The organism is Vibrio aquimaris (assembly GCF_009363415.1).
GTDB lineage: Bacteria > Pseudomonadota > Gammaproteobacteria > Enterobacterales > Vibrionaceae > Vibrio > Vibrio aquimaris.
The window spans coordinates 437,714-463,362 of sequence record NZ_CP045351.1; the positions used below are offsets into that span (position 1 = coordinate 437,714).

The 25,649-nt window shown below is 44.6% G+C and carries 1 protein-coding gene (cut by a window edge); it reads right to left on the reverse strand.

What is annotated here, in order from left to right:
* Positions 1 to 25,649, reverse strand: partial view of a non-ribosomal peptide synthase/polyketide synthase gene (locus FIV01_RS16480; RefSeq protein ID WP_172971865.1) — the 3' portion only. Its footprint extends 2,041 nt past the window's final position; only the last 25,649 of its 27,690 coding nucleotides appear in the window; the start codon falls outside the window, past its right edge; the stop codon is at positions 1 to 3.

The window sequence follows — 25,649 nt, forward strand, 5'->3', positions numbered from 1 at the left end:
TTAGTCAATAAGTGATTCCAAATCATCGATATCAAGAGACTCCAAATCTTCAATATCAAGATCCTCAACTTGTTTGAGAATGTCATCGAGCATAGTCGACTCTTCCAAATCTTTATGTTGCTCAATCATGCTCGAGATACCTTGGATTGTTGGAGACGCAAATAGCGCTTCAATGGTAAGTTCTACACCAAACCTATCCTTGATTAGTGCGTTCATTCGCATCAACAGCAACGAGTTTCCTCCTACTTCTAGGAAACTACTTACTGCACTGATTGCTGTGCTTGATTTCAGTAATTCGCACCAAAGCTCAGATACTCTATGTTCTGTGTCTGTTTCTGACGCAACAAAGTCACTATCGGCTAACATTTTAGGTTCTGGTAGCGCGCGGCGATCAACCTTACCATTGGCGTTGAGTGGGAATTGATCCATCAACACAATATGATCTGGCAGCATAAAACTTGGCAGGTTTTGAGAGAGTATCGCCCTGATATGCTCTGGGCTAGCATCCATTTCAGTATTTCCCACTACATAAGCGAGCAACTGCTTGTCTCCCGATTGCTCAATCTGCCTTTCTTTAACCACCACGAGCGCAGTGTCAACCTCGTCAATTGACATAAGCTGTGCTTCTATCTCACCAAGCTCTATACGATAACCACGAACCTTTACTTGACTATCAGCGCGCCCAACAAACATTAAGGTGCCATCTTGTTGCCAACGTACTAAGTCTCCTGTGCGATACAAACAACCAGCCTCTTCCTCATTGATTGCAAAAGGATTTGGAATAAAGCGCTCAGCGGTAAGAGTACTCTGATTTATATACCCTTTGGCGACGCCTTCTCCGCCTGTGTACAACTCACCAATAGCGCCAACTGGCACCGGCTTTTGATTGCGATCCAGTACAAACACTGTGGTATTTGAAATGGGTTTTCCTATTGGAATAGGCTGGGTAACATCCAGCTCCCTTGGTATTGGATAACACGTCGTAAAGGTCGTATTCTCTGTTGGGCCATAACCATTTATCACGGTCACATCTGCTTGCTGCTGATAAAAACGAGACACTGAATACGGATTGACCACATCTCCACCCGTCAGAAGGTGTTTTAGGCTCGGTAAATTATGCTCGTTAATGGCAACAAACTGGTCGAATAGTCCCGATGTTAGCCAAAGCATATTGACTTGATAGTGATCAATAACCGTGCCTAGCTGTGTGGCATCAACCAAGGTTTCAGGATAGACAACCAAAGTCCCGCCATTGAGCAAAGGTCCCCAGATTTCTAGGGTTGCAGCATCAAAAGTAACAGAAGCACACTGCAGCATAACCGTATCTTGGGTAAGTGGCAGCGCGGAATTATTTTTTACTAAGCGAATCACACCTTGCTGCGTCACTTCCACGCCTTTTGGCATACCCGTAGAGCCAGAGGTGTACATCACATAAGCAGGTAAATCTTTGGTATTGACTTTTATCCGCTCAGGATTGGTTGAAGATAGTGTGTCTAGTGTTGATCGCAACGATTCGCTGTCGATATCTATGCGTACACACATAGTCTGGGAAACAGCGATAGCCATACTATTTTTCGTCAGCACATAGCCAGTCTGAGTATCTTGTAAAATATGAGCTTGGCGCTCTGCAGGGTAGCTCGAATCGATCGGCACATAGACTGCATTGAGCTTAACAATTGACAACAAGGCGGTAATCAACTCAACACCAGATGGTAAACAAACACCAATACGTTGCTGAGCCTCTATGCCTTTAGAAGACAAATAATGCGCCAAGCGATTTGCTCTGGCATTTAGCTCTTGGTAGGTGACGTTATGATCCCCATGAACAAGAGCCAATCCATCCGGCGTTCTAGCAACACAAGACTCAAACCACTGTGCTATATCCCAACTGCGATTATAATCACTCTGGGTCTGGTTCCACTCAACCATTGTTAAGTGTTTATCTTCTTCACTTAGTAAGGTTAGCGATTCTAATGGCTGCTTACTGGCATTTAGCATCATAGTAAGCATACGATCAAAGTCAGAGGCCACTTGCTCCATTCGCTGCGATGATATACTTGAGCCTTGATACAACCATTTTATTTCTGTTCGATGATCGGGAACGACAACTAAAGTAACAGGGAAGTTAGTTTGTTCTTCACCCTTAGATTCAATCAAGCGTGGTAACTTATCATTCATGACTTGTTCACTTTGACTGATCGGGTAATTTTCTACCACAACTAACGAGTCAAACAAGCTTTCTCCACTGGGTATACCACTCCATTCCTGAATATCGCTTAGAGGGCTATATGCAAAGCTATCATGACCACTTTGTGCTTTGTTTAGCTCCTGCAACCACTGCCCAAGATGACACTGCATATCAGCAAAATTTGCTCGCACAGGTAAGGTATTAATAAATAAGCCAACCATTGTTTCCACACCGGACAGAGGTATGTTTCGACCAGAGCGAGTCGAACCAAATACTATGGTCTCTTCTCCACTGTATCGATGAAGAAGCAGAGCCCAAGCACCTTGAACAACCGTATTGATCGTTACCTGATTATGCTTAGCAAAATGATTCAACCTAGCTGTTGTTTGCTCATCGAGCAGTTTGTCTATGCTTCCATCACTCTCTTCGCTATTGCCTAGCTTAGTCTTGAAGTCTAATTTGCATGGTTCAGTCACATCAGACAAGTAGCTTTGCCAGTAAGCTTTCGCCTCTGATTTCGGTTGTTTCTGAAGCCATTTCACATAGCTAGAATAAGGTTTCACAACAGGTAACGGGCCGAGATCAACACCTAGCTCTGCTTGGTACAATTTCATCACTTCGTCAAAGACAATGGGTAAACACCAACCATCTAATAAAGCATGGTGATTAGTCCAAATAAAGCGTTGTCGTTTATCAGACAATGTTACCATTGCGAACCGCATTAAAGGCGCACAAGTTAAGTCGAGTGGTTTAACTCTTTCCTCGTTGGAGAGATCGATAAAGCGAGCTTCCTGTTGCTCTTTTGCAATACTTCTCCAATCCAACTCTTGCCATTCGATATGTGCTTGTTTGTCGACCACTTGAACCAGTTCACCACTGCTTGACTCCACAAACGCGGTACGGAATATATCATGCCTTTCGATAACCCTTTGCCACGCAAGTTTGAAAGTCGGAATAATTAATTCCTCAAACAACATATCCATCTGACACATATACATGCCTGTGCCTTCTGCCATTTGGCTATGCATAAGTAACCCTTGTTGCATTGGGGTACTCGGATAGATATCGGTAATTTCACAGTATTGTGATTCAAACAAAGTAATATCATCAGCGGTCACATCCACCAGAGTGAAATCAGATGGTGTATGCCCCCCCTTACTAGAGACGCAATGCTCGATGATATTAATCAAACTGACCTGATATTGCTCCGCAATGGCAGATACTTGCGGATAAGTCTCAGCATCATAGTCAAACGTAAATTCCAGCAAACCATCGACAATAATACCGGTAATTTCAATGCCATGTGTTCTCTGTCTACGTTTGCTAATTTCATCGCCAAATTGTATGAATGCTCCAACATCTTCACCATGAGTACTAAATTGGCCTAAATAGTTAAACACTATTTCAGATGGTCGTTCTGCTTGGACAATATCATCATCTTTCGCCAAGTATCGAAGAGCGCCAAATCCAAGCCCTTTATTTGGCGTTGCTCTTAGTTGCTCTTTTATGCCCTTTATCAGTATTGCGAGATCTGATCCTGCTGCATTAGTTAATAACACAGGATAAACGTGAGTAAACCAGCCAACAGTTTGGCTCAAATCAAGCTCATCCATCATTGGGCAAGCATCCACAATCACTCCTGATTCACGCCCATGGCCTTCTAAATCAACTTTGAGAGTATTTTGGCCAGAGATCAGTCCATAACTATCCGCTAAAGCCGCCAATAGGAGATCGTTAATTTGAGTGTGATAACATTCATTGGACTTCGAAATTAGTGCTTTGGTCTCCACTTCGCTGAATTTCAGCGTCACTCGTCTTCTATTGCCATTCATTGAGGCATCAAGTTCCTTCAAATCACTACAGGCTAAGCTGCCACTTGGAGCATTGAGTACCGATAGCCAATGCGCTTTCTCGCGGTTTACTGACTCAGAACTCGCAAACTCACTCATGGCAGATGCCCAAGCTTGATAGCTATCGGATTTAGCCCCAAGTAAGACAGGCGCTCCTTGTGTCACTTGTTCTAGCGCTAGTTGAAGATCTTGCACAAGGATACGCCAAGATACGCCATCGACAATTAGGTGATGCATAATCCATAGTAGCTTGTCACTTTGGCCTGACGGTGTTTTACACCAGACCCACCGAACCATAGATCCTTTCGTTTGGTCAATCACTAAGCTTGCTTGTGCCTTATTCGACACGTCAAGCATATGCTCTGCCCATTGGCTTTCGTCCAAAACCGTTAGGTCTTCAATCCATAGGCTCTGCGCAAACGCATTGTCAGCACTACGTTCATCTATGGCAAGATACTCTGCGTTCCACAGTGCATTGTTCTGCGTAAAGCTCAATCGCATCACATCATGACGCTGATACAAGGAAGCGAAAACAGCGCCAAGAGACTCTAGATCGATTGACTCTGATAACGTACACCACTGTGACTGGTTAAAGTGATGGCGATCGGTTTCATCTCCTGCAAAGAAATAGTGATCAATAGGGAGTAATTTTTGACTACCTATAATCTTTTGGCTGCGTTGATTCGTGTCTATCAATTGTGCAACTTGTGCTAATTCTTTTACCGTTTGATATTCAAATAAATCACGCGTTGAGATTTTATAACCCGCTAACTTAGCCTGTGATACCACTTGCATCGCTAATATCGAATCGCCACCTAAGCTGAAGAAATTGTCACTAATACCGACTTGATCAATGACTAAGACTTGTTTCCATACTTCGCACAGTACAAGCTCAATATCGCTTCTAGCTGCCTCAAATGCGCAACTAAGCAATGAATAGTCGGGTTCTGGCAACTGCCTACGCTCAACTTTGCCATTGGCGTTTATCGGTAGTTTGTCCATTTTTACGATAGCTGAAGGTAACATGTATCCAGGTAATAAGTCCTTAATACCTTCTCTTAACTCATTTGACTCGATAGTCTCTCCAGCATTTGCCGACCAATAGGCGACCAAACGCTTGTCTCCTTGCTCCTCACGCACCAATACAAAGGCTTCGTTGACCTGAGGCTGCTGTAGAATCACAGACATAATCTCACCCAGTTCAACCCTAAATCCGCGCAATTTAACTTGATGGTCAACACGACCTAGGAATTCTAATTTACCTTGGTTATTCCAACGCACTTTATCGCCGGTGCGATACATCAATTCCCCTTCGACAAACGGGTTTTGGATAAATCGTTCTTCGGTTAAGTCAGGTTTATGAAGATAACCGCGTGCTGTTCCTGTACCACCAATATAGAGCTCACCACCAACCCCAATAGGAACAAGGTTGCGTTCAGTATCTAACACATAGAGACGCTTACCTGGTATACCCGTCCCTATATCAATAGTCTGAGTTTGTTCTTTGATGTCCCCTATTGTGGCACAAACTGTTGACTCCGAGGGACCATAGCCATTCATCAGATGGCGACCTTGCGCCCACTTTTGCGCGAGCGGCAGCGGGCAGGAATCTCCTGCGAGTATAAGATGCTTAACTCCCTGCCACTTTTGAACATCTAGCGCAGGTAACAAGGCTGGTGGTAGAATGGTATGATTCACTCGATGACGGTTAACCACCTCAGTAAGTAACTCAGCAGAATGAACCTGTTCTTGATTAATTAAAACCAGAGTACCTCCAGCATTGAGTACACCCACCCAATCGGCTACTGCACCATCAAAGCTAAAGGATGCGAACTGAAGTACCCTTGAAGATTCGCTGACCATAAAGCGCTGTTGCTCAGAAATTGCCAAATCGACAAGACCGTCATGCTGCAACATCACTCCCTTAGGTTTGCCTGTCGAGCCCGATGTATATATAACATAAGCTAAATTACTAGGACTAACACCCAAATGGTAAGCCGGGAGGTTCTCGACACTTTGTCCTTCTGCGTCTTTTGTCAGCTGTGTAAGCTCTATGAAATGGGCGTCTTGAGGCAACTTATTTTGAACATTCCTATCGCCGACGATCAAACTGAGTTGACTGTCTTGCACCATGTACGCCAAACGTCCTTCTGGATAAGTAGGATCAAGCGGTAAATACGCGCCACCCGCTTTAAGGACAGCAAACATAACTTCAATAAGTTCGATTGAACGTTCACAGCTAATACCCACTAACTGGTCTGGTCCAACACCCAGTTCCACTAGATGATGAGCAAGTTGGTTTGAACGACAGTTAAGTTCCTGATAAGTCACTTGCCTATCTTCAAATATCAAAGCAATGGAGTTTGGTGAAGCAAATGCCTGGCGCTCAAATAGCTCATGTATACATAGCCCTTTCACTTCATTGTGTTGAGAGGACAAAGGCTCGCTCCCTAGTGCTAAAAGCGTGTCTATCTCAGCATCTGTCAGGCCATGTATCTCACTCATTTTCTCATCAGGAGACAGAGTTACACCTCGTAGCAACCCAACTAGATGTTTAGCCATACGAGCAATCGTTGCTTTTTCAAATAAACTGGTGTTGAACTCCCATTGCATCTCCAATCCATTCGCTTGTTGCTCGATGTTGAGCGTCAGATCAAAGGATGTGGTTGAGGTATTCTTATCGACGCTGCTTGTTTGCATACCATCAAAAGCAAATCCATCTTCAGGCGTATTTTGCAGCACCAACATCACTTGGAAGATCGGATGATGGCTGAGATCACGTACAGGCTTTAACTCTTCAACCAAGTGCTCAAAGGAGACATTCTGATGTTCATAAGCGGCTAACGCAGTATCACGAGATTGTTCAAGCAACTGTTGGAAGCTCTGACTCATATCCACATGACTACGAAGAACCAAGTTGTTCACAAAGAAACCTATTGTATGAGCAAGCTCTGACTGTTCTCGGTTAGCGATTGGAGTACCCACAACAATATCTTGCTCACCGCTATATCGACTGAGCAGCATGGAGAAAACCGCATTCAATCCCATAAATAGCGAGGCGTTGTTAGCATTGCATAGCTCGAGAAGTGAACGCAGATCTTGAATTTCGAGACGCTCTATCACAACGTCCCCTGCATAACACTGCTTGGCAGGGCGAGGTTTATCAAGAGGCAAACTATGTACTTCCGGAATATCTCTAAGCTTCTTGGCCCAGTAGTTCAATTGTGAGGTGAGATTATCACCCTGTAGCCACTGTCTTTGCCAGATTGCATAATCACTATACTGAATATCCAGAGGCGACAACTCAGCCTGCTGACCTCGAACCAACTGGTTATACGCATTACTTAACTCACCAATAAAGACATTGGCTGACCAACCATCACTGGCGATGTGGTGCATGACTATCGTCAACTGATACTCATATTCCGCCAGTTTGTATAGGGCCGCACGCAGCATAATATCGTTACTAAGGTCAAACTCTTGCTCAGTAAACTCGTGTTGCAGATTATCTAACTTCTCTCCTTGATCCTCTTTAGCTAAACAAGATACATCATGCATAACTAGATCAAAGGTTTGAATAACGGGTTCAATATGCTGATAAGCGTGTCCTTTCTGATCATTATGATAGGTGGTTCTCAGCACTTCATGTTTGGCAATCACAGCAGAGAATGCACCTTGGAGCGCTTGATAATTCACCTCACCCTGCAATGAAAGCGTCGCTGGCATATGGTATTGACTACTACGTCCTTCCATTTGGTCAATAAACCACAAACGTTGCTGCGCATAAGACAAAGGTAGCTGCGCTGGTTTGTTAACTTGTTTTTTGACGCTTGTCGAGTCTAGCCCAATTTGAGTGTCGCCTTTACACGATAAGGCCTGTTGATGAAGCACAGGTGATCGGAAGACGCTTGTCAGTGGCAAGCTTACCGAGAAGTTTTGCTTTATTTTGTTTACAAGCTCAATCGCAAGCAGTGAATGCCCACCAGATTCAAAGAAATTCGCATCACGACTGATGGTCGATGCATCGAGTTTGAGCACCTCTGACCAAAGCTGACACAAACGCGTCTCTACCTCTCCTTGCGGCGCCTGATAACTCACGCCCATACTCAGCGCCGTTGGCTCTGGCAGACCCTTACGGTTTATCTTGCCATTCGGTGTCAGTGGCATCGCCTCTAATGCTTGAATAATCGATGGCACCATATAGTGGGGCAACTGCCCTTTCAGATGCTCATATAAACCGCTTCGCGCTTCATCGATTCGCTCAACCCAGTCAGGGTTCAAAACCGCATAGGTCACCAGTTGGCTTTCACCACTGTCGCTGCCTTGGCGAACCACGCTCACCACTTGGTTGACGCTTTCATGGCTTTGCGCCGCCGCATCAACGGCACCAAGCTCAACCCTAAATCCTCGAATTTTCACTTGATGGTCAGTGCGACCCAAATATTCCAGCTCACCATCTGCTAGCCGGCGTACTCGGTCTCCCGCTCGGTACATACGCTCGCCTGGAACAAAGGGGTTAGCCACAAACGCCGCATCGGTTAAATCATCACGATGCAAGTAGCCTCGCGCTAACCCTTCACCCGCAATATACAACTCACCCGCAACACCGGTTGGCACTAGCTGATGCTGCTCATTGAGCACATAGAACTGAGTATTTCCAATCGGGTGACCTAAGGTGATGGCTGATGCTTTTTCTATCTGTTTCACCGATGACCATACCGTTGTCTCGGTTGGCCCATACACGTTCCAAAGCTCAATAGCACCATGAGTGAGTAGCGATGACTTCAAGCTCTCTGGCATGGCTTCACCACCACAGATAACTCGCAGAGGCCGCGCTGGCTGCCAGTTATCATTGACCAGCATTTGCCATGTCGATGGCGTCGCCTGCATCACACTCACTTGATGCTCATGCATCAAGCCAGCTAGTTGCGCAGGATTTAACGCCGCCTCACTCGAGGCCACCACCACATGACCACCCATAATCAAGGGCAAATACAACTCCAACACATGGATATCAAACGACATCGAGGTCACCGCGAGTAACGTATCTTCTGCGCTCAATCCTGGCTTTTTCGCCATCGACCACAAGAAGTTCACCACTGATTGATGCTCAACCGCAATGCCTTTAGGCTCACCAGTAGAGCCTGAGGTGTAAATAACATACGCCAAGTCATGAGAAGTCGCATTGTGACGCACAACTGGCTCGCTCTCGGTGTTCGCCCATTGATGATGCTCAACCACCAATACCGCCTCCGTGTAAGCTGCCATCGCTTGCTCTGAGTCCTTATCACACAGCACCAAGCGCGGTTGACTGTGCGCTAACATTCCTTGTATTCGCTCTTGTGGATAGTTAGGGTCGAGAGGTACATACGCCCCGCCTGATTTCAATATGGCAAGTAAAGACACCAACATCGACATTGAGCGCTCTTGGTGAACGCCCACCAAATCATCGCTGCCAACACCCCGAGATTGAAGCTCATGCGCTAACGCATTGGCTCGCTTATCCAACTCTCGATAGCTTAATGTGTCCCCATCAAACGTGGCCGCAGGCGCATCGGGTGTCAGCAAGGCTTGTGCTTCAAACAAGTCTGCAACTGACTTATCCCTTGGGTAATTTTGCTTGGTCTGGTTGTGCGCGTAAAGCTCTGTCTCACGTGTCTTTGAGTCAACCAATGGTACCGAGAACGCGCAGCGCTCTGGATTTTCAGTCATGGCTTCAAGTAATAGCGTAAAGCTGTTTGCCAAGTTCTCAATGCTGGCACGGTTAAACAGATCTGTGCTGTATTCCCAATGACAGTTGAAACCTCCATCTTCCTCGACTAACAGATTTAGGCTGATGTCAAACTTGGCTGTATGGCTAGTCGTTTGGTTTTCTGTGAGGGTTAAGCCACCAAATACCTCACGTGAGCTGAGCCCCTGAGTATCAACATTGAGTAATATCTGAAATAAAGGATGGTGTCCCATATCTCGACTTGGGTTAAGCAAATCAACGAGTTGCTCAAACGGTAATGATTGATGTTCATATGCCGCGAGAGCCGTTTCTCTTGAACGCTCAATGACTTCACTGAAGCTCGGATCACCAGACAAATCGGTACGTATGACTAAGCTGTTAACAAATAAGCCAACCACATTTTGTAACTCAAGTCGTTCTCGGTTCGCCACTGGGGTACCGATTACTATGTCCGTTTCACCACTATAGCGGCTTAACAATAAACTGAATGCGGCTTGCACTCCCATAAAGATACTGGCACCGCTATTTTGACATAGTTGCTTAAACTGACGACTTACCTCAAGAGATAATTTATGACTGTATAAATCGCCTTGATAACTCTGCTCAATCGGTCTCTTTCTATCAAGAGGTACTGAGTGAACGTCAGGCAAATCTTGTAATTGGGCGCGCCAATAGCTGGTTTGTCTTTCCAGCTCTTCACCCTGCAACTGACTGTGTTGCCAAACGGTATAGTCGACATACTGTATGGTGAGAGGTGCGAGCTGTGGTGACTCATTGCGAGATAAAGCATCATAGATTGCAGTAAGTTCTCTCATGAGAAGTTCTGAAGACCAACCATCAGAGGCAATGTGATGCTGAGTTATCATCAAGGTCCAGTTATCCTCAGATAGTTTCACTAATTGAGCACGCAGCATAAGAGCATTTTCCAGATCAAATACTCGTTCAGACTCTAGCTTCACCATCGTCTTGAGCTTGGGATTCTGCTCAGCTTCAGGCAGCATTGATAAGTCTGTTATAGGCAGAATGAAGTCTATCGGTAGCGGTAAAATATGTTGGCAAAGCTGCTCATTATAGCTACGAACACAAGTACGAAGTGCTTCATGACGTTCAATTAGGTGCTGGAGTGACTGACGCATCAGTTCAGAGTCGACTAAGCCCTGTAATGCATATACTCCTGCCATATTATAGGTATGCCCACTTTCCAGCTGCTGCATAAACCACATACGTTTTTGCGCAAATGACAGCGGTATAGGTTGATCTCGGTCGATTTGGGGAATTGAATTCTTGCCTGCGAAAGATAAAGACTCAATCACAGCTGCCATTTCTGCAAGTGTCGGTGCAAGAAATACCTGCTTTACTGTCAATTCACGGCTAAAGTGTGCGCTGATTTTAGCGATCAAACGCACCGCAAGAAGTGAATGTCCACCAAGGCTAAAGAAGTTTGCTTCAACACTAATTGGTGATGAAACACCCAATACATTTTGCCAAATTTGCACCAATTGTGTTTCGACTGATGATCGTGGCGCTATGTATTCGGCTTGGGTTGTGTAATTGGGCTCTGGTAATGCTTTGCGATCTAATTTGCCATTTGCATTAACTGGCATAGTCTGCAAAATAGCCCAAGCACTTGGGATCATAAAGCCAGGCAAAGTAAGCTGCAGAGCATGCTTTAACTCATTGACCAACAATGATTCGTCATCAGTGCCTGCTACTAGGTAAGCGACCAACTGTTTATCGCCATGTGTATCTTCCCTGACGATAACCGCTGCATCTAATACTCTATTGTCTTCACGCAGCGCGGTTTCAATTTCTCCCAGCTCAATTCTATAGCCACGCAGTTTAACCTGAGTATCGAACCTACCAAAAAATTCCAACTCACCATTTGCAAGCCAACGAACCTTATCCCCTGTACGGTATACTCGTGCCCCATCTTGCGTACTAAACGGGTCAGCAATGAACTTTTCAGCTGTCAGTTCTTCACGATTCAAGTAGCCACGCGCCACTGTCATCCCGCCAATCAATAACTCACCAGGAACGCCTTCAGGTACCAGATTCATCTGATCATCAACGACATAAATATCTCTGTCCATGACAGCATGACCAATTGGTACACTGGTACTAATATCTTCATCGCCTAACCAATGTAGAGTAGAAGAAATCGTAGTTTCTGTTGGCCCATAGGTATTAATTAATCGACAGACTTTCTGTGCCGGCCCCGTTTGCCAGGCTCTTGCAAAGTCTGCATTAAGAACATCCCCACCCACAGCCAATCTCGATAGAGATGTGTCACGCCAAAAAGCCTCGTCTTCTAACACAGGTTCTAAAAGAGCTTTAGCATAGAGTGGAGGAAAGTCAGTAATCGTGATTGGATTTTCTCTTAGCCAATCAACGAACTCCGCAGACGTCCATAAGGTTTCCGGACGAATATACAGAGTGGCACCACTCACCAAAGCTTCAAAAATTTGCTCAACAGAGGCATCAAAACCGATGTTGGAGAACTGTAGAATATGGTCTTGATCGGTAATTCCATATTCAAGGCAGATGCTCTTGGTATGGCTGCTGAGTGCTTGATGTTCAATCATCACACCCTTAGGTTTACCTGTTGAGCCTGATGTATAAATTACATAAGCGAGGTGTGACGGCGTCACTTTAATTTCATACTTTGCCAGATTTTGTTCGCTGTATACCGATAACATATCTTGAACTTCTTTGGTATCTAGCAGCATGGTGGGCACTTGTGAGCCAAGCAATTTCTCTTTGTGCTCAGTTTCACTGATCACAAGCTTACATCGGCTGTCTTCCATCATGTAGCTAAGACGTTCGACCGGATAACTGACATCAAGCGGAACGTAAGCGCCACCCGCTTTGTGAATGGCAAGTATGGTAATGATCATCTCAGCAGAACGAGATAGACACATACCAACCAATACATCAGGTCCAACCCCTTGCTTAATGAGATAATGTGCAAGCTTATTGGCACGTTTGTTCATCTCATCATAGGTTATCGACTGACCGCAAAAGACTAAAGCCGTCGCTTCAGGGCTATGTTCAACTTGGCGTTCTATTTCTTGGAACAAACATTCAGTGATTGACCAAGTTTTCTTCGCTTGACCTTTCTCAAGCAAACGATGATATTCTTTAGGGCTTACAAGAGACAGAGTTTCCATCGCTTGATTTGGCTTGGAGATAATATCTCCGACCAGTTGAATAAAGTTTTCCGATAACCTCTCAATCGTCTCCGGTTCATATAAATCAGTGCTGTATTCCCAGCCCAGATCAATTTGAGGACATCCGGTGGCATCGACACTTTCCACAACGTTTAGCGTGAGGTCGAATTTAGATGTCGTTGTTTCTGCTTCTAGGGGTGAAAGCGTCAATCCACCCAAAGATTTCGTCTCCGAGCCCATAGTATCGACCACCAACATAATTTGGAACAATGGATGGTGGCTCAGATCGCGATTGGGCTGCATTGCTTCAACCAACCGCTCAAATGGCAACTGCTGATGAGAGAGTGCATCAAATGTATTATCTCGACAGCTGGTTAACAATGCGTTAAATGTCTGTGTAGTATCTATTTCTGTTCTCAATACTAAAGTATTAACAAAGAAACCGATCAGAGACTCTACTTCCTTCTGTTCCCTGTTTGCGACTGGCGTGCCGAGAATAATATCTGTCTCACCACTATAGCGATTTAAAAGTAAGCTAAAGGCAGCTTGCATAGCCATGAACAAGCTACTTTCTTGCATCTTGAGGTAGGTTTGTAAAGACGCGCTAAGGTGACTTGGTAAGGTCTGTTGATACAAGGCTCCCTGATAAGACTGAGTGTTCGGCCGAGGCTTATCAAGAGGCATACCGTGAACGTCAGGTAACCCTTCTAACCGTTGTCGCCAGTATGATAATTCATTATCTAACTGCTGACCTTGTAAAAAGTTAAGCTGCCATAATGCATAATCTGCATACTGAATTGGCAGAGCTTCAAGTTTTTCTTGGTTTTCGCCAATGTGACTGCGGTATAAGACATCCAGCTCTCGTAATAGAACATCCAATGAAACTCCGTCACCAGCGATATGATGCAAGGTAACAAGTAATACCGAACGAACCTGTTGGTTTTGAGTAGTGTGCTTAATCAAGGTTGCCCGTATCATCAAATCTCGGCTTAAATCAAACGGCGTTGTTGCCTCTTCTCGCCTAACAACACCCAATTCAAGTTCTTGTTCCACAAAACTAAGATGCGAAAGATCCATTGATTTAAAAGGTACGACTAATGGCGATTGCGTAATACGCTGTTCAACTTCTCCCTGGATATTGACAATACGAGTACGTAAGCTTTCATGACGAGCAACCAAATCATTAAGCGCAGATTGCAATGCTTGAGAATCTAGCTCTCCATCTAGCTCAAGTGCCATCGGCATATTGTAGGTATCTTTTCGCTCTTCAAGTTGCTCTAGGAACCAAAGTCGTTGCTGAGAGTAAGAAAGAGGGATACGCTCTGGTCGCTCCAAAGGCTTGATACAACCATTCGCATCACCCTTTTCACTTGAATCAAGCAAGCTTGCCAATTGACACAGAACAGGATGAGTAAAGATGCTACGGACGCTTAACGATACGTTAAAGTCTGCGCGGATTTCCGCGAGCAGTTTGATTGCTAATAAAGAATGACCTCCCGAGGCAAAGAAATTTGCGGTTTTACTAACCTGATCTTCGCTATGAAGAACTTTCTGCCATACGTTGGCAAGCTTTATCTCAGTAGCCGTTTCTGGCGCTACATAGTCTTGCTCTATAACCATCTGCGGCTCAGGTAAAGCCTTACGATCAACCTTTCCATTGGGAGTCAGTGGCATTACATCCAGCATCATCCAAGCTGCTGGCAACATATGTTCAGGTAAATGACCAGAAACCCTCTGCTTAATATCAGCAACAATGGCATCAGAGTCTTTATCTTCGTTAGTAATAACAAGGTAAGCGGCTAGGAATTTGTCACCTAACTTACTCTCATTGGCAACCACGACACATTGTTCAACCTCAGGTTGTTGTCCAATGGCAGTCTCTATCTCGCCAAGCTCAATTCTAAATCCACGTATTTTCACCTGATGGTCAATACGACCAAGGTATTCTATGTCACCCTCTGGTAGCCAACGTGCAAGGTCACCCGTACGATAAAGACGTGCGTCATTGTCAGATTCAGCGTGAGGGTTAGCGATAAAACGCTCTTGGGTAAGGTCATCACGATTGTAGTAACCACGAGCAACACCAACGCCCGCTATAAATAGCTCTCCAACAACACCGACTGGAACAGGGTTTAGCTGTTGATCCAAGATATGGAGCTTAATATTGTCTATCGGCTTACCAATAGGCACTGAGCGTCCAGTAAAGTCAGGTAAGCAGCGCCAAACACTAACATCAATTGCGGCCTCTGTTGGACCATATAAATTCTCAAGCTGTGCATGATGATTAGCTAAGAATCGATTTTGTACATCTACCGATAAAGCCTCACCACTGCATACGACTAAACGCAGGCTTGGAGTCTGATTGGCGTAGCGACCATCAGCAATAAAGCTGGCAAGCATAGGAGGAACAAAGTGCATGACACTAATTTGCTCCTTGTTGATTATCTCAAGTAGATAATCAACATCTTTGTGCCCCTCAGGGCGCGCCATAACCACAGTTGCCCCCGTGGTTAGCGTCCAGTAGTACTCCCATACAGAGACATCAAAACCAAACGGCGTTTTCTGTAAAACCTTATCTTCTAATGTCAATTGGTAAGTATTCTGCATCCAGTTGAGGCGGTTCACCAATCCAGAATGTTGATTCATCACACCCTTAGGTTTGCCTGTCGAACCTGATGTATAAATCACATAAACCAAGCTATTGGGCGATAGCTCCTCTATTTGTGGATTTGCTTGCCAGAGAGAGTTCTGAGTCAGCTCGTCCCATAGAGCAGTATCGTCCGCAACAATTAATCTATCAGCTTCAAGCTCTAATGATTGTTGAAGTGAGTGCGATGTAATCAACACCCTGGCTTGACTGTTTTCGAGCATGTAATTCAATCGCTCAACAGGATAGCTTGGATCTAAAGGCACATACGCACCTCCAGCCTTGCTTACCGCAAGAATAGCAATGACCATCTCAAGTGAGCGATTCAAACAAATGCCGACCAAATTTTCTGGCTCTACACCTGCGTCCATTAGGTGGTGTGCAAGTAAATTAGCACGCTGGTTGAGCTGCTTATAAGTTAGCGACTCATCTTCAAAAATCAACGCAACCTGATCGGGAGTTTTTAATACTTGCTGCTCAAATAACTGATGAATACATTCCTGCTTAGGATATTCACACTCGGTTTTATTCCACTGTGTCATCAGATCTAGGGCTGGTTGATCCACCAAGGATAGTCCAAATACACTGGTATCTGGAGAGAGCAAGATGCTATCGATTAAAAGCTCAAATTGCTTGGCCATCCGCTCGATAGTTTCAGGTTTAAACAAATCGGTATTGTATTCCCAAGTTAGTTCCAATCCTTCCTCACTCTCATTAACTACCAGCATAAGGTCAAATTGTGAGTGGCTTTCGACCAGTGGCAATGTCTCAGACTCTAGACCTGACAATTCCAGTTTTGTTTGCTCGGTATTGACTGACAACATGACTTGGAACAAGGGGTGATAACTTAAATCTCGTTCTGGCTGCAACGCCTCGACAACTTGCTCAAACGGAGCTTCTTGGTTTGCGTATGCCTCAACATTTATGAGTTTGCTTCGCTCAAGTAGTTCTACAAAGCTAGGGTCTTCATCGAGATTAAGCCTTAGTACTAGGGTATTGACTAAGAAGCCTATCATAGACTCTAAGCCCGCTTGATTCCTGTTGGCAACAGGTGTGCCGACCAGGATATCCGTCTCATTGCTATAACGCGACAGTAAAACAGAAAATGCGCTATGAAGACCCATAAATAAGGTGGTATCGTTATCTCGACATAGCTTGATAAAGGCATTGCTACGACTCTTATCAAGATGAGTAGAGTACCACTGGCCTTGATACTTCTGCTCAGCAGGACGAGCATAGTCAAGAGGCAAATTGTGCACGGCTGGCGCACCGGATAAGTGTTGTTTCCAGTAGGTTACTTGCTCGTTAAGAGAACGAATTACCTCTGGTTGATGTTGCCAGTTGGCATAATCAAGATACTGAATGCCCAACTCTTCATAGTCTTGCTTCCTACCCTGCAAAGCATCCTGATAAAACGCTTTTAGCTCATTAAACAGAATTCCCAATGACCAACCATCTGATGCGATATGATGCATGGTAAGCAGCAAGATGTGTTCGTCTTGTGCGGTTTTAATTAAACAAGTGCGCAGCATTAAATCTGACGATAGATTAAATGGTTTAACCGCTTCCTCACCTTGCAGACGACTTACTTCTGCCAATTGATCTTCACCATCTAACTGGGACACATCAAACACTGGCATCACCCAGCTTTCTGGTACAGGGTCTAGCCTAGTTTCCGGTGAGTCTGACCGATTGATAAAGCAGGTTCTCAAACTGTGGTGCCTAGAAATCACATCAATAAATGCCGAATGTAACGAGTTGACACAAAGCATACCATTTAGCTTAATCGCCATCGGCATATTGTAATGACTGCTGCCTCGTTCCATTTGGTCAATAAACCAAAGCCTTTGCTGGGCAAAAGACAGTTTAGGCTGGTTAGAATCATGGTTGTGAGTGATCGCTGGAAGCCCCGCTAGACTTGTTCCAATCATCGCCTGAAGCGCCTCAGCTTGATCGGTAAGCGTAGGATTATCGAACACTAAAGTGATATTAACATCGGTAGCGTAAGTTTGGTTTATCTTGGCCACCAATTGCATCGCCAGCAAAGAGTGCCCGCCTGAAGCAAAGAAGCTGGCATAACGATTACTGATTTCATGGCATAGAACCTCGCTCCACAGTTTAGCGAGTTGCACTTCAGCATGATTACTCAATGGTTCAAAGCGTTCATCATCTAGGTATGACTGAGGCTCAGGAAGTGATTTGGTATCAAGCTTGCCATTGGCATTTAATGGCAAGCTATCCATAACAACAATCGCTGAAGGAAGCATGTACTGAGCAAGCTGATGTTTAAGCTGAGATTGAATATCAACAATGCTTTGCTCCGTGTTTTCTCGTGACTTATCATCGAGAACTAAGTAAGCAACTAGCTTTCGATCGCCATGATCATTTCTAACCATAACGTGACACCCAGTCACTCCTTGTATGTGGTTAATTGTGGACGCAATTTCTCCCAGCTCAATCCTAAATCCACGTAATTTAACTTGATTATCAGCGCGACTCACGTAAACAATTTGATTTTGCCTGTTGCGATAGACAAGATCGCCAGTTTTATAGAGTTTTCGGCGACAAGCTTCAAGATGAATAAAGCTCGAATCAGTCAAGTCAGGTCTGCGCCAATATCCTCGTGCTAGGCCTGGCCCGCCGAGATACAGTTCACCAATCACGCCTTGAGGAAGAGGCTGTAAAAATGGGTCCATTACAAATGCATCAGCGTGTGGTAAAGGCTGGCCAATTGGGTACACATCACTGATATCTTGCATGTCATACCATGCACTAAAGGTGGTATTTTCAGTTGGTCCGTAACCATTCCATAAATGCTTAGGTTTGCCACCAGCCGTTATCACTTTATTGATATGAGGCGGAGAAATCGCTTCTCCTCCAACCAGCAAATGCTCAAAAGAAGCGAACACCATCGGCTTTTGTTCCGCCATAATATTGAACAGTGAGGTGGTAACGAACATATTGTTAATCTTGGTCTGCTCGATATGTTGTTGGAATTTATCTGGTGATAAAAGCGTTTCTTTTGGTACATAAACCAAACTGGCTCCATTGAGCAAAGCACCCCAGATTTCATACGTTGCCGCATCAAATGAATGGTTGGAGGCCTGGCCAAAGATCTGAGTAGGATCAATCTTTGTATAGGGGTTGTTATGTACTAAGTGAGTGATACTTCCCTGCTCTACAGCCACACCCTTAGGTTTACCTGTCGAGCCTGACGTATAAATAATGTAGGCCAGAGCATTTATATCCGAACACCAGTTTTTATCAGTAACGGACGACTCAATCTCTTCCATCGTGGTTGGATCGGACAAATCAACCAGTCGCTCATTGTGAGTTTGAATCACACCAGCAAGCTCGCCATGGGTCAATATAGCTGTAGCCTGACAGTCTTCCATGATCACCGCTAGTCGAGCATGACCTTGCTCAGGGTCAAGAGGCACATAAGCACAACCTGCTTTGATGATGGCAAGCATGGAAACAATCAGATCAATCGAGCGATTTAAGTAAAGGCCGACTCTATCCCCTTCAGATACTCCTCCATTTAATAAGTAGGCAGCAAGATTATCAGAGCGTTGATCAAGCTCCTGATACGTCATTGCTTGATTGCCATAAACTACTGCAACTTTATCAGCATGACACTCTACACTTTGAGCAAAAAGTTCTGTCATTGATGGTAACTTGGGATCAGGTTGAGTCGATAGGTTGACCTGATCCGACAGCGCGATGCCTCTAACATCTCGGGCAGTAAAATCAATAAGTGATGAGACGATATACTCTAGTTGCTCCAGCATGCCTGCTACAATAGCGTCAGAGAAAATAGCTTGATCAAATAGAAGCTTCAGCTCTACAGAATTTCCCGGAATAATCACAATCGACAACGGGAAGTTGGTCTGTTCAATCGCCGTTAAACCACGTATATCAAGTTGGTGACTTGCCTCAGAGGATAGTTCTCTAGTATCAAAAGGATAGTTTTCAAACACCATGATAGAGTCAAATAGCGAGCTATCCATTTCAATATCAGAATTAGCTTGGATATCGGTTAAAGACACATGAGAATATTGGTCATGATCAAGTTGAGATTGATGAACTCGTTGAACAAAATCAATCGATGTTTCTGCTCGGTCCAAAAATTGAACCCGTGTCGGCAAAGTATTAATAAACAACCCGACCATATCCTCAACACCGTACAAGGATTCAGGACGACCAGAGCGAGTGGTACCAAATACGATATCGTTAGATCGGCAGTAACGACTTAACATCATGGCCCATGCAGACTGAAATAAAGCGCTCGTCGTTACATTCATATCTCGCGCGCCTTGATAGATCTTTTCGGTTAATACTTGGCTAAGGTGTGATTTTATCTCGCCAACACCCTGTTTATCCGCTTCTTTTCCTTGAATCACTGAATCACTGATAAGCGTCGGCGCTGAAAAATCAGCTAGATAATGCTGCCAATAACTTTCACAGGCTTGATTATCCTGAAGAGAAAGCCAATGAATATAACTCTTATAGGCCGCGGGGGTTGGTAGCACCGCTTCCACGCCACTTGATAAAGATTCGTATAATGCGGCGAGTTCTTTAAGAAGAATCGGCAAACACCAACCATCAACCAAGGCATGATGATGGGTCCACACCAATTTGTAAGACTCTTGTTCAACATCGACTAACACCAATCGCATTAGTGGAGCATGTTCGACATCAAGCGGCTGGCGTTTTTCACTACGAAGTAGGCTTTCCAACGCTTCATTTTGGTTAGCACCAATAAATTCTTCTCTCCATGGCACCTCAACATGTGCAGAAACAAGCTGCAAAGGTTTATCCAAACCCGTATGAACGAAAGCTGTTCTTAGAACATCATGACGATTTATCAAAGCTTGCCAAGCCTGTTTCAAAGTAGTGGAACAAACCGGCCCCAGATCTAATACCATTTGAGTAACATACAAGCCCGAGCCCTGTGACATTTGAGAATGGAACAGCATGCCTGCTTGCATTGACGTCGCCGAATACAAGTCAGCGATCTGATGGCTTTCCTCTAACTTTTCGAGCTGATGAGCCCGAATGTTAGCGAGAGGGAAGTCACTAGGGGTAAATTGTTTCTTAGCCGAATGACAATGACTGATGATGTCATAAAGGTGTTGATTGAAGCGATCTAAAAGCCCTTGTATCGTGTTTTGACTGAACTGGTTCCGATTGAATTCAAAACAGACATTCAATTGTTCGTTTTGTATTATGGTTTCGACACTCAAGGTGGCGAATCGACTGCGTTCTTGGCTTATACACAAAGTATCATCGGCAAAGGTGACGTCAGAAATAAGGCCATTAGCCGTCATGTCTATCGAGTCAAACTTACCCAAATAGTTAAATAAAACATCGATAGACTTGTATTGATTGAGGGTTTCATCTTGGCAAAGATGCTTTAGAACACCGTAGCCTAACCCTTTGTTAGGAATCGCTCTAAGTTGTTCTTTGATTGACTTTATTTGTGAGCCTAGATCAGAGCCATTCAAAGAAAGTACAGCAGGATAAGTGGTCGTGAACCAACCCACTGTTTGGTTGAGATCAAAAGAGTCATCCAATACTTCACGGCCATGTCCTTCAAGTTCAACACAAATTTGGCTCGATTGCTGCCACTCGGTGAGAGTTCGAACCAATGTCAGCAGCAATAAGTCATTAACTTGCGTGTTGTAACACTGGTTTGCTTTACCAACCAGGAGTTGGGTCATTTCTTCATTAACCGCCAGCGATACCCTTTTGCTTACATGCCAGGAATTGCAATCTTGCTGAGGTAAGTGATTCTCAACTCTAAGCGGCGCCACATCGCTCTTCACCACTTGATGCCAGTATGAGGCTTCTTTCGCCAGTATCTCACTGTGTGAGTAGGTTTCAAGCCATTGACCCCAAGTCTGATAGCTGTTCGACTTAATACCTAAATCAATCGGTTTTTCAGACTCAAGCTGTGAGAGTGCTAGTTCAAGATCAGAGAGCAAAATACGCCATGAGACACCATCGACAATCAAATGATGTATGATCCATGAGACTTGGTAGCCCTGCTCTTCTTGGTTTAAAACAACGCATCGAGCTAAGTCAGGCTGAGACAAATCAAATTCGGTGTGCGCTGCTTTGATTGCAGTTTCAAAGGCCTCTTGAGTATCGCATACACAAAGGTTGACCTGCTGCTGTTCTCGTGGCTGATAAGCCGCGCTGGAATCAGCTATAAAAGATAACCTGAAGACATCATGGTGCTGATAAACAGCATTTAACGCCTCCCTAAGCTTCTCTATGCTCACTTGTTTTGAAAGCGAAAAATCGACCGCTTGGTTAAAGTGATGCTGATCGACAGGATCGCCAGACAGTAACCAACGTTGAATCGGGAGCAAAATTTGCTCACCCTCCACCGCTGCAAACTTTATCTCGGTTGAGTCCACGTGTTCGACATGCGGCGCAAGTTTAGCAATAGTTTGATGCTGGAATATTTGTTTGGTTGAGAGGGACAATCCCGCCTTGAGAGCCCGAGAAGCCACTTGTATTGCTAAAATGGAATCACCACCAATAGCAAAGAAGTTATCCAGAACACCGACAGACTCTAGACCAAGAACCTGTTGCCAGATTTCACACAGTTGCTGCTCTGTTGGAGTCTCAGGCGCATGATAGCTCGACCTTGACTGATAAACAGGTTTGGGTAGTGCTCTACGATCAATTTTACCATTGGACGTCAAAGGTAGACTTGTCATAGCCACTAACACACTTGGGATCATGTAGTCAGGCAGTGAGGATTGTAATGCCTCTCTTGTCTGAGTTTCGTCCAATTCATGTTCAGGTAGAGCTGAATAATAAGCAACTAAACGTTTTTCTCCACTACTTTCTTCTGTCACGCACGCAAACGCTTCCCGAATATTAGGCAGCTCAAGTAACGCACTTTCTACTTCTCCCAGTTCAATCCTAAAGCCGCGCACTTTCACTTGATGGTCTATTCGAGTGATAAACTCTATATTTCCATCTGCCCGCCTACGAACTAAATCGCCGCTTCGGTAAAGCTTACGATTGGTATCAAATGGGTGCGAAACAAACTTTTCTTGCGTTAAAGCAGGTTGATGCAAGTACCCAATCGCAAGGCCTTCCCCACCGATATAGAGCTCTCCGACAACGCCAATAGGCACTGGTTGCATGAATTCATCTAACACCAATACTTCAGCGCCAGGAATAACTTGGCCGATATGGATACTATCTTCATCTGGGCTTAGTTGACCTAAAGTCGCACAGATAGTGCTCTCGGTTGGGCCATACGCGTTAATGAACTTACGGTTCTCTCCCCAGACTGAGACCAAGTCCGGCGCACATGAATCCCCTGCGACAACCAAGGTTTTAACGCTACGCCATTTCTCTACCTCCAAAGCGGGGAGCAGAGCTGGTGGCAAAGTAGCATGAGTAATGTTTGCTTTTTCCACGGCGTCGGACAACGCATGACCAGACTTGATGCACTCCTCATCGTAGATAAAGAGTTGCGCACCAGAGCACAGCGTCATTACCCACTCCCATGTGGCCGCATCAAAACTGATAGATGCGAACTGAAGTACTCGACTATCACTACCGACATCAAGTAAAGACTGCTGAGCTTGAGCAAGATTGACTAAGCCATGGTGTGATAAAAGTACTCCTTTAGGCTTACCAGTCGAACCCGATGTATAGATGGTATAAGCAGGCGTGCTAGGATCAACATTACCCAAGAAGTCTGGATTTTCTGTTGGCTCTTGCAGCCAAACATTTTGCGTTTCAGGAGAGTCAAGAACCAAACGGTCAATCTCTGAATCTTCAAGACAGCTTGAGACACTTTGTTCGGTCACAACCATCTTTAACTGACTGTCTGAGATCATATGCTGCAAGCGCTTAACCGTGTAATTCGGATCCAGTGGCAGGTACACCCCGCCCGCTTTTAATATTGCTAGTAAAGAAACAAATAGAGTCTCAGAGCGCTCGATACAGACACCGACAATATCTCCACACTTCACCCCCTGCTTGGCTAGCAAATAGGCGAGCTGATTCGCACGAGTATTGAGCTGCTCATATGTCATAGTGTTAGAGCGCTCACTTCCTTGATAAGACAAAGCGATGGCCTGTGGATTATCTACAGCTTGCTGTTCAAACAAATGATGAATACACCAAGCTTTGCTTTCCTGCCTTGCTCCCATTGCCCAATCTTGAGTCAAAAGCTGCGTTTCACTGTCGCTAAGCATTGAGCAGCTTAATACTTTGATTTCTGGGTCGACTATCACTGCATCAATCAAAGCGACTAAGTGAGAAGCCAGACGTTGAATGGATTCGGCAAGGAATAGATCCGAACTGTATTCCCAATCAAGAACCAATTCATCACCTAACTCCACAGCATTAATAGTCAAGTCAAATTTAGCTTTTACATTGCTAGGTTGCACGGGTGTAACCGTCAAGCCATTCAAATCGTAATTAGGCTGATCATTGTTCTGTAACACCAACATAATTTGGAACAATGGATGATGACTAAGAGAACGATTGGGAGCTAGCTCTTCAACAAGGCGCTCAAAAGGCATGTTTTGATTGCTCAGAGCCTCTAGAGACCTTGTTTTACACTGGACTATCAACTCATTAAACGATGGATTGCCTGATAAGTCCGTTCGGCAAATCAGCGTGTTAACGAAAAAGCCTATCAAAGCGGACAATTCGGCTTGCTCACGATTGGCACTTACCGTACCTAGCACTATGTCCTTTTCTTGGCTGTAACGACTGATCAATGCAGATACAAGCGCTTGCAGCCCCATAAACAGAGTGGCACCCTGCTGCTGACAAACATCCTTGAATTTAGATAGTTTGTTAGAATCAATAGTGACACTGTAACGCGCACCTGCGAAAGTGGATTCTGTGGGTCTTGCAAAATCCAATGGTAGACTGTGGATTTCTGGTATGCCGACTAACCTATTTTTCCAATATGACAATTGAGCATCCAAGTTACTTTGCCGCTGTGCACGTTGCCATGTTGCAAAGTCGGTATATTGAATCGCTAATTCATCCAGAGGCACTAGTTCATTTGATTGTGCTGCCAAATAAAAATGGCGTAGCTCTTGTTCAAAAACGCTGAGTGACCAACCATCAGCAGCAATATGATGAAATACAATAACTAGCTGATAATCATTGTCATCAAGTTCAATTACGCAAGCCCGAAGCATGAGATCTTTAGCAAGGTTAAAGTCACGATCAATCAACTCATTTTGCACATCTTCTATAGCCGCTTTCTTATCTGTGTCTGTTAGTCCTTTGATGCAGACTTTCTCTAGCTCAAACTCCCCGATCGAATTGAGAACAATTTGCTGAGCCGCATCAGTATCATCAAGCCGATACACAGTACGCAGCACTTGGTGCCGATTAACGATTTGCGTAATCGCATCAGTCAAAGCAGCATAATTTAAGTCACCTTTTAGGTTCAATATAAAGGGGATATTGTATTGAATACTGCCTTGAAGCTGATCAAGAACCCACATCTGTTGCTGAGAAAAAGACAAAGGCGCAAAATCTGTATCGTTACGCTGCGGTATAAACTCAGCTTGAGTACCTACCGCTTTATCTACTAATGCGGCAAATTCACATAAACTAGAAGCAGCGAAAACCTGAGCAATACCAATGCTGATTTTTCTTTCTACTCGAACTTGAGACAACATCTTCATCGCAAGTAATGAGTGACCGCCAAGAGTAAAGAAATTTGCATTTCTACCAACAGGTTTAGGAAGTTGGAGTAAATGTTGCCATAAGTGAGCTAACCACTTTTCGGTATCATTTTCTGGGGCAACATATGACTCTTGGACAGGCATAGCCGGTTCTGGTAACGCTTTACGATCTACCTTACCGTTTGGCGTAAGCGGCAATTCATCTAAACATACCCATGCTGTTGGGATCATATGCTGAGGCAGTGTTTTTTCTAATTGCTCCGCAATGGCTGTAAACCAAAGATTTTGATCATCTATTTCTGACACAGAAACAAGATAAGCAACCAGTTGTTTCTCTCCTAAACGATTGTCATGAGCAACCACGACATTCTGGCTGA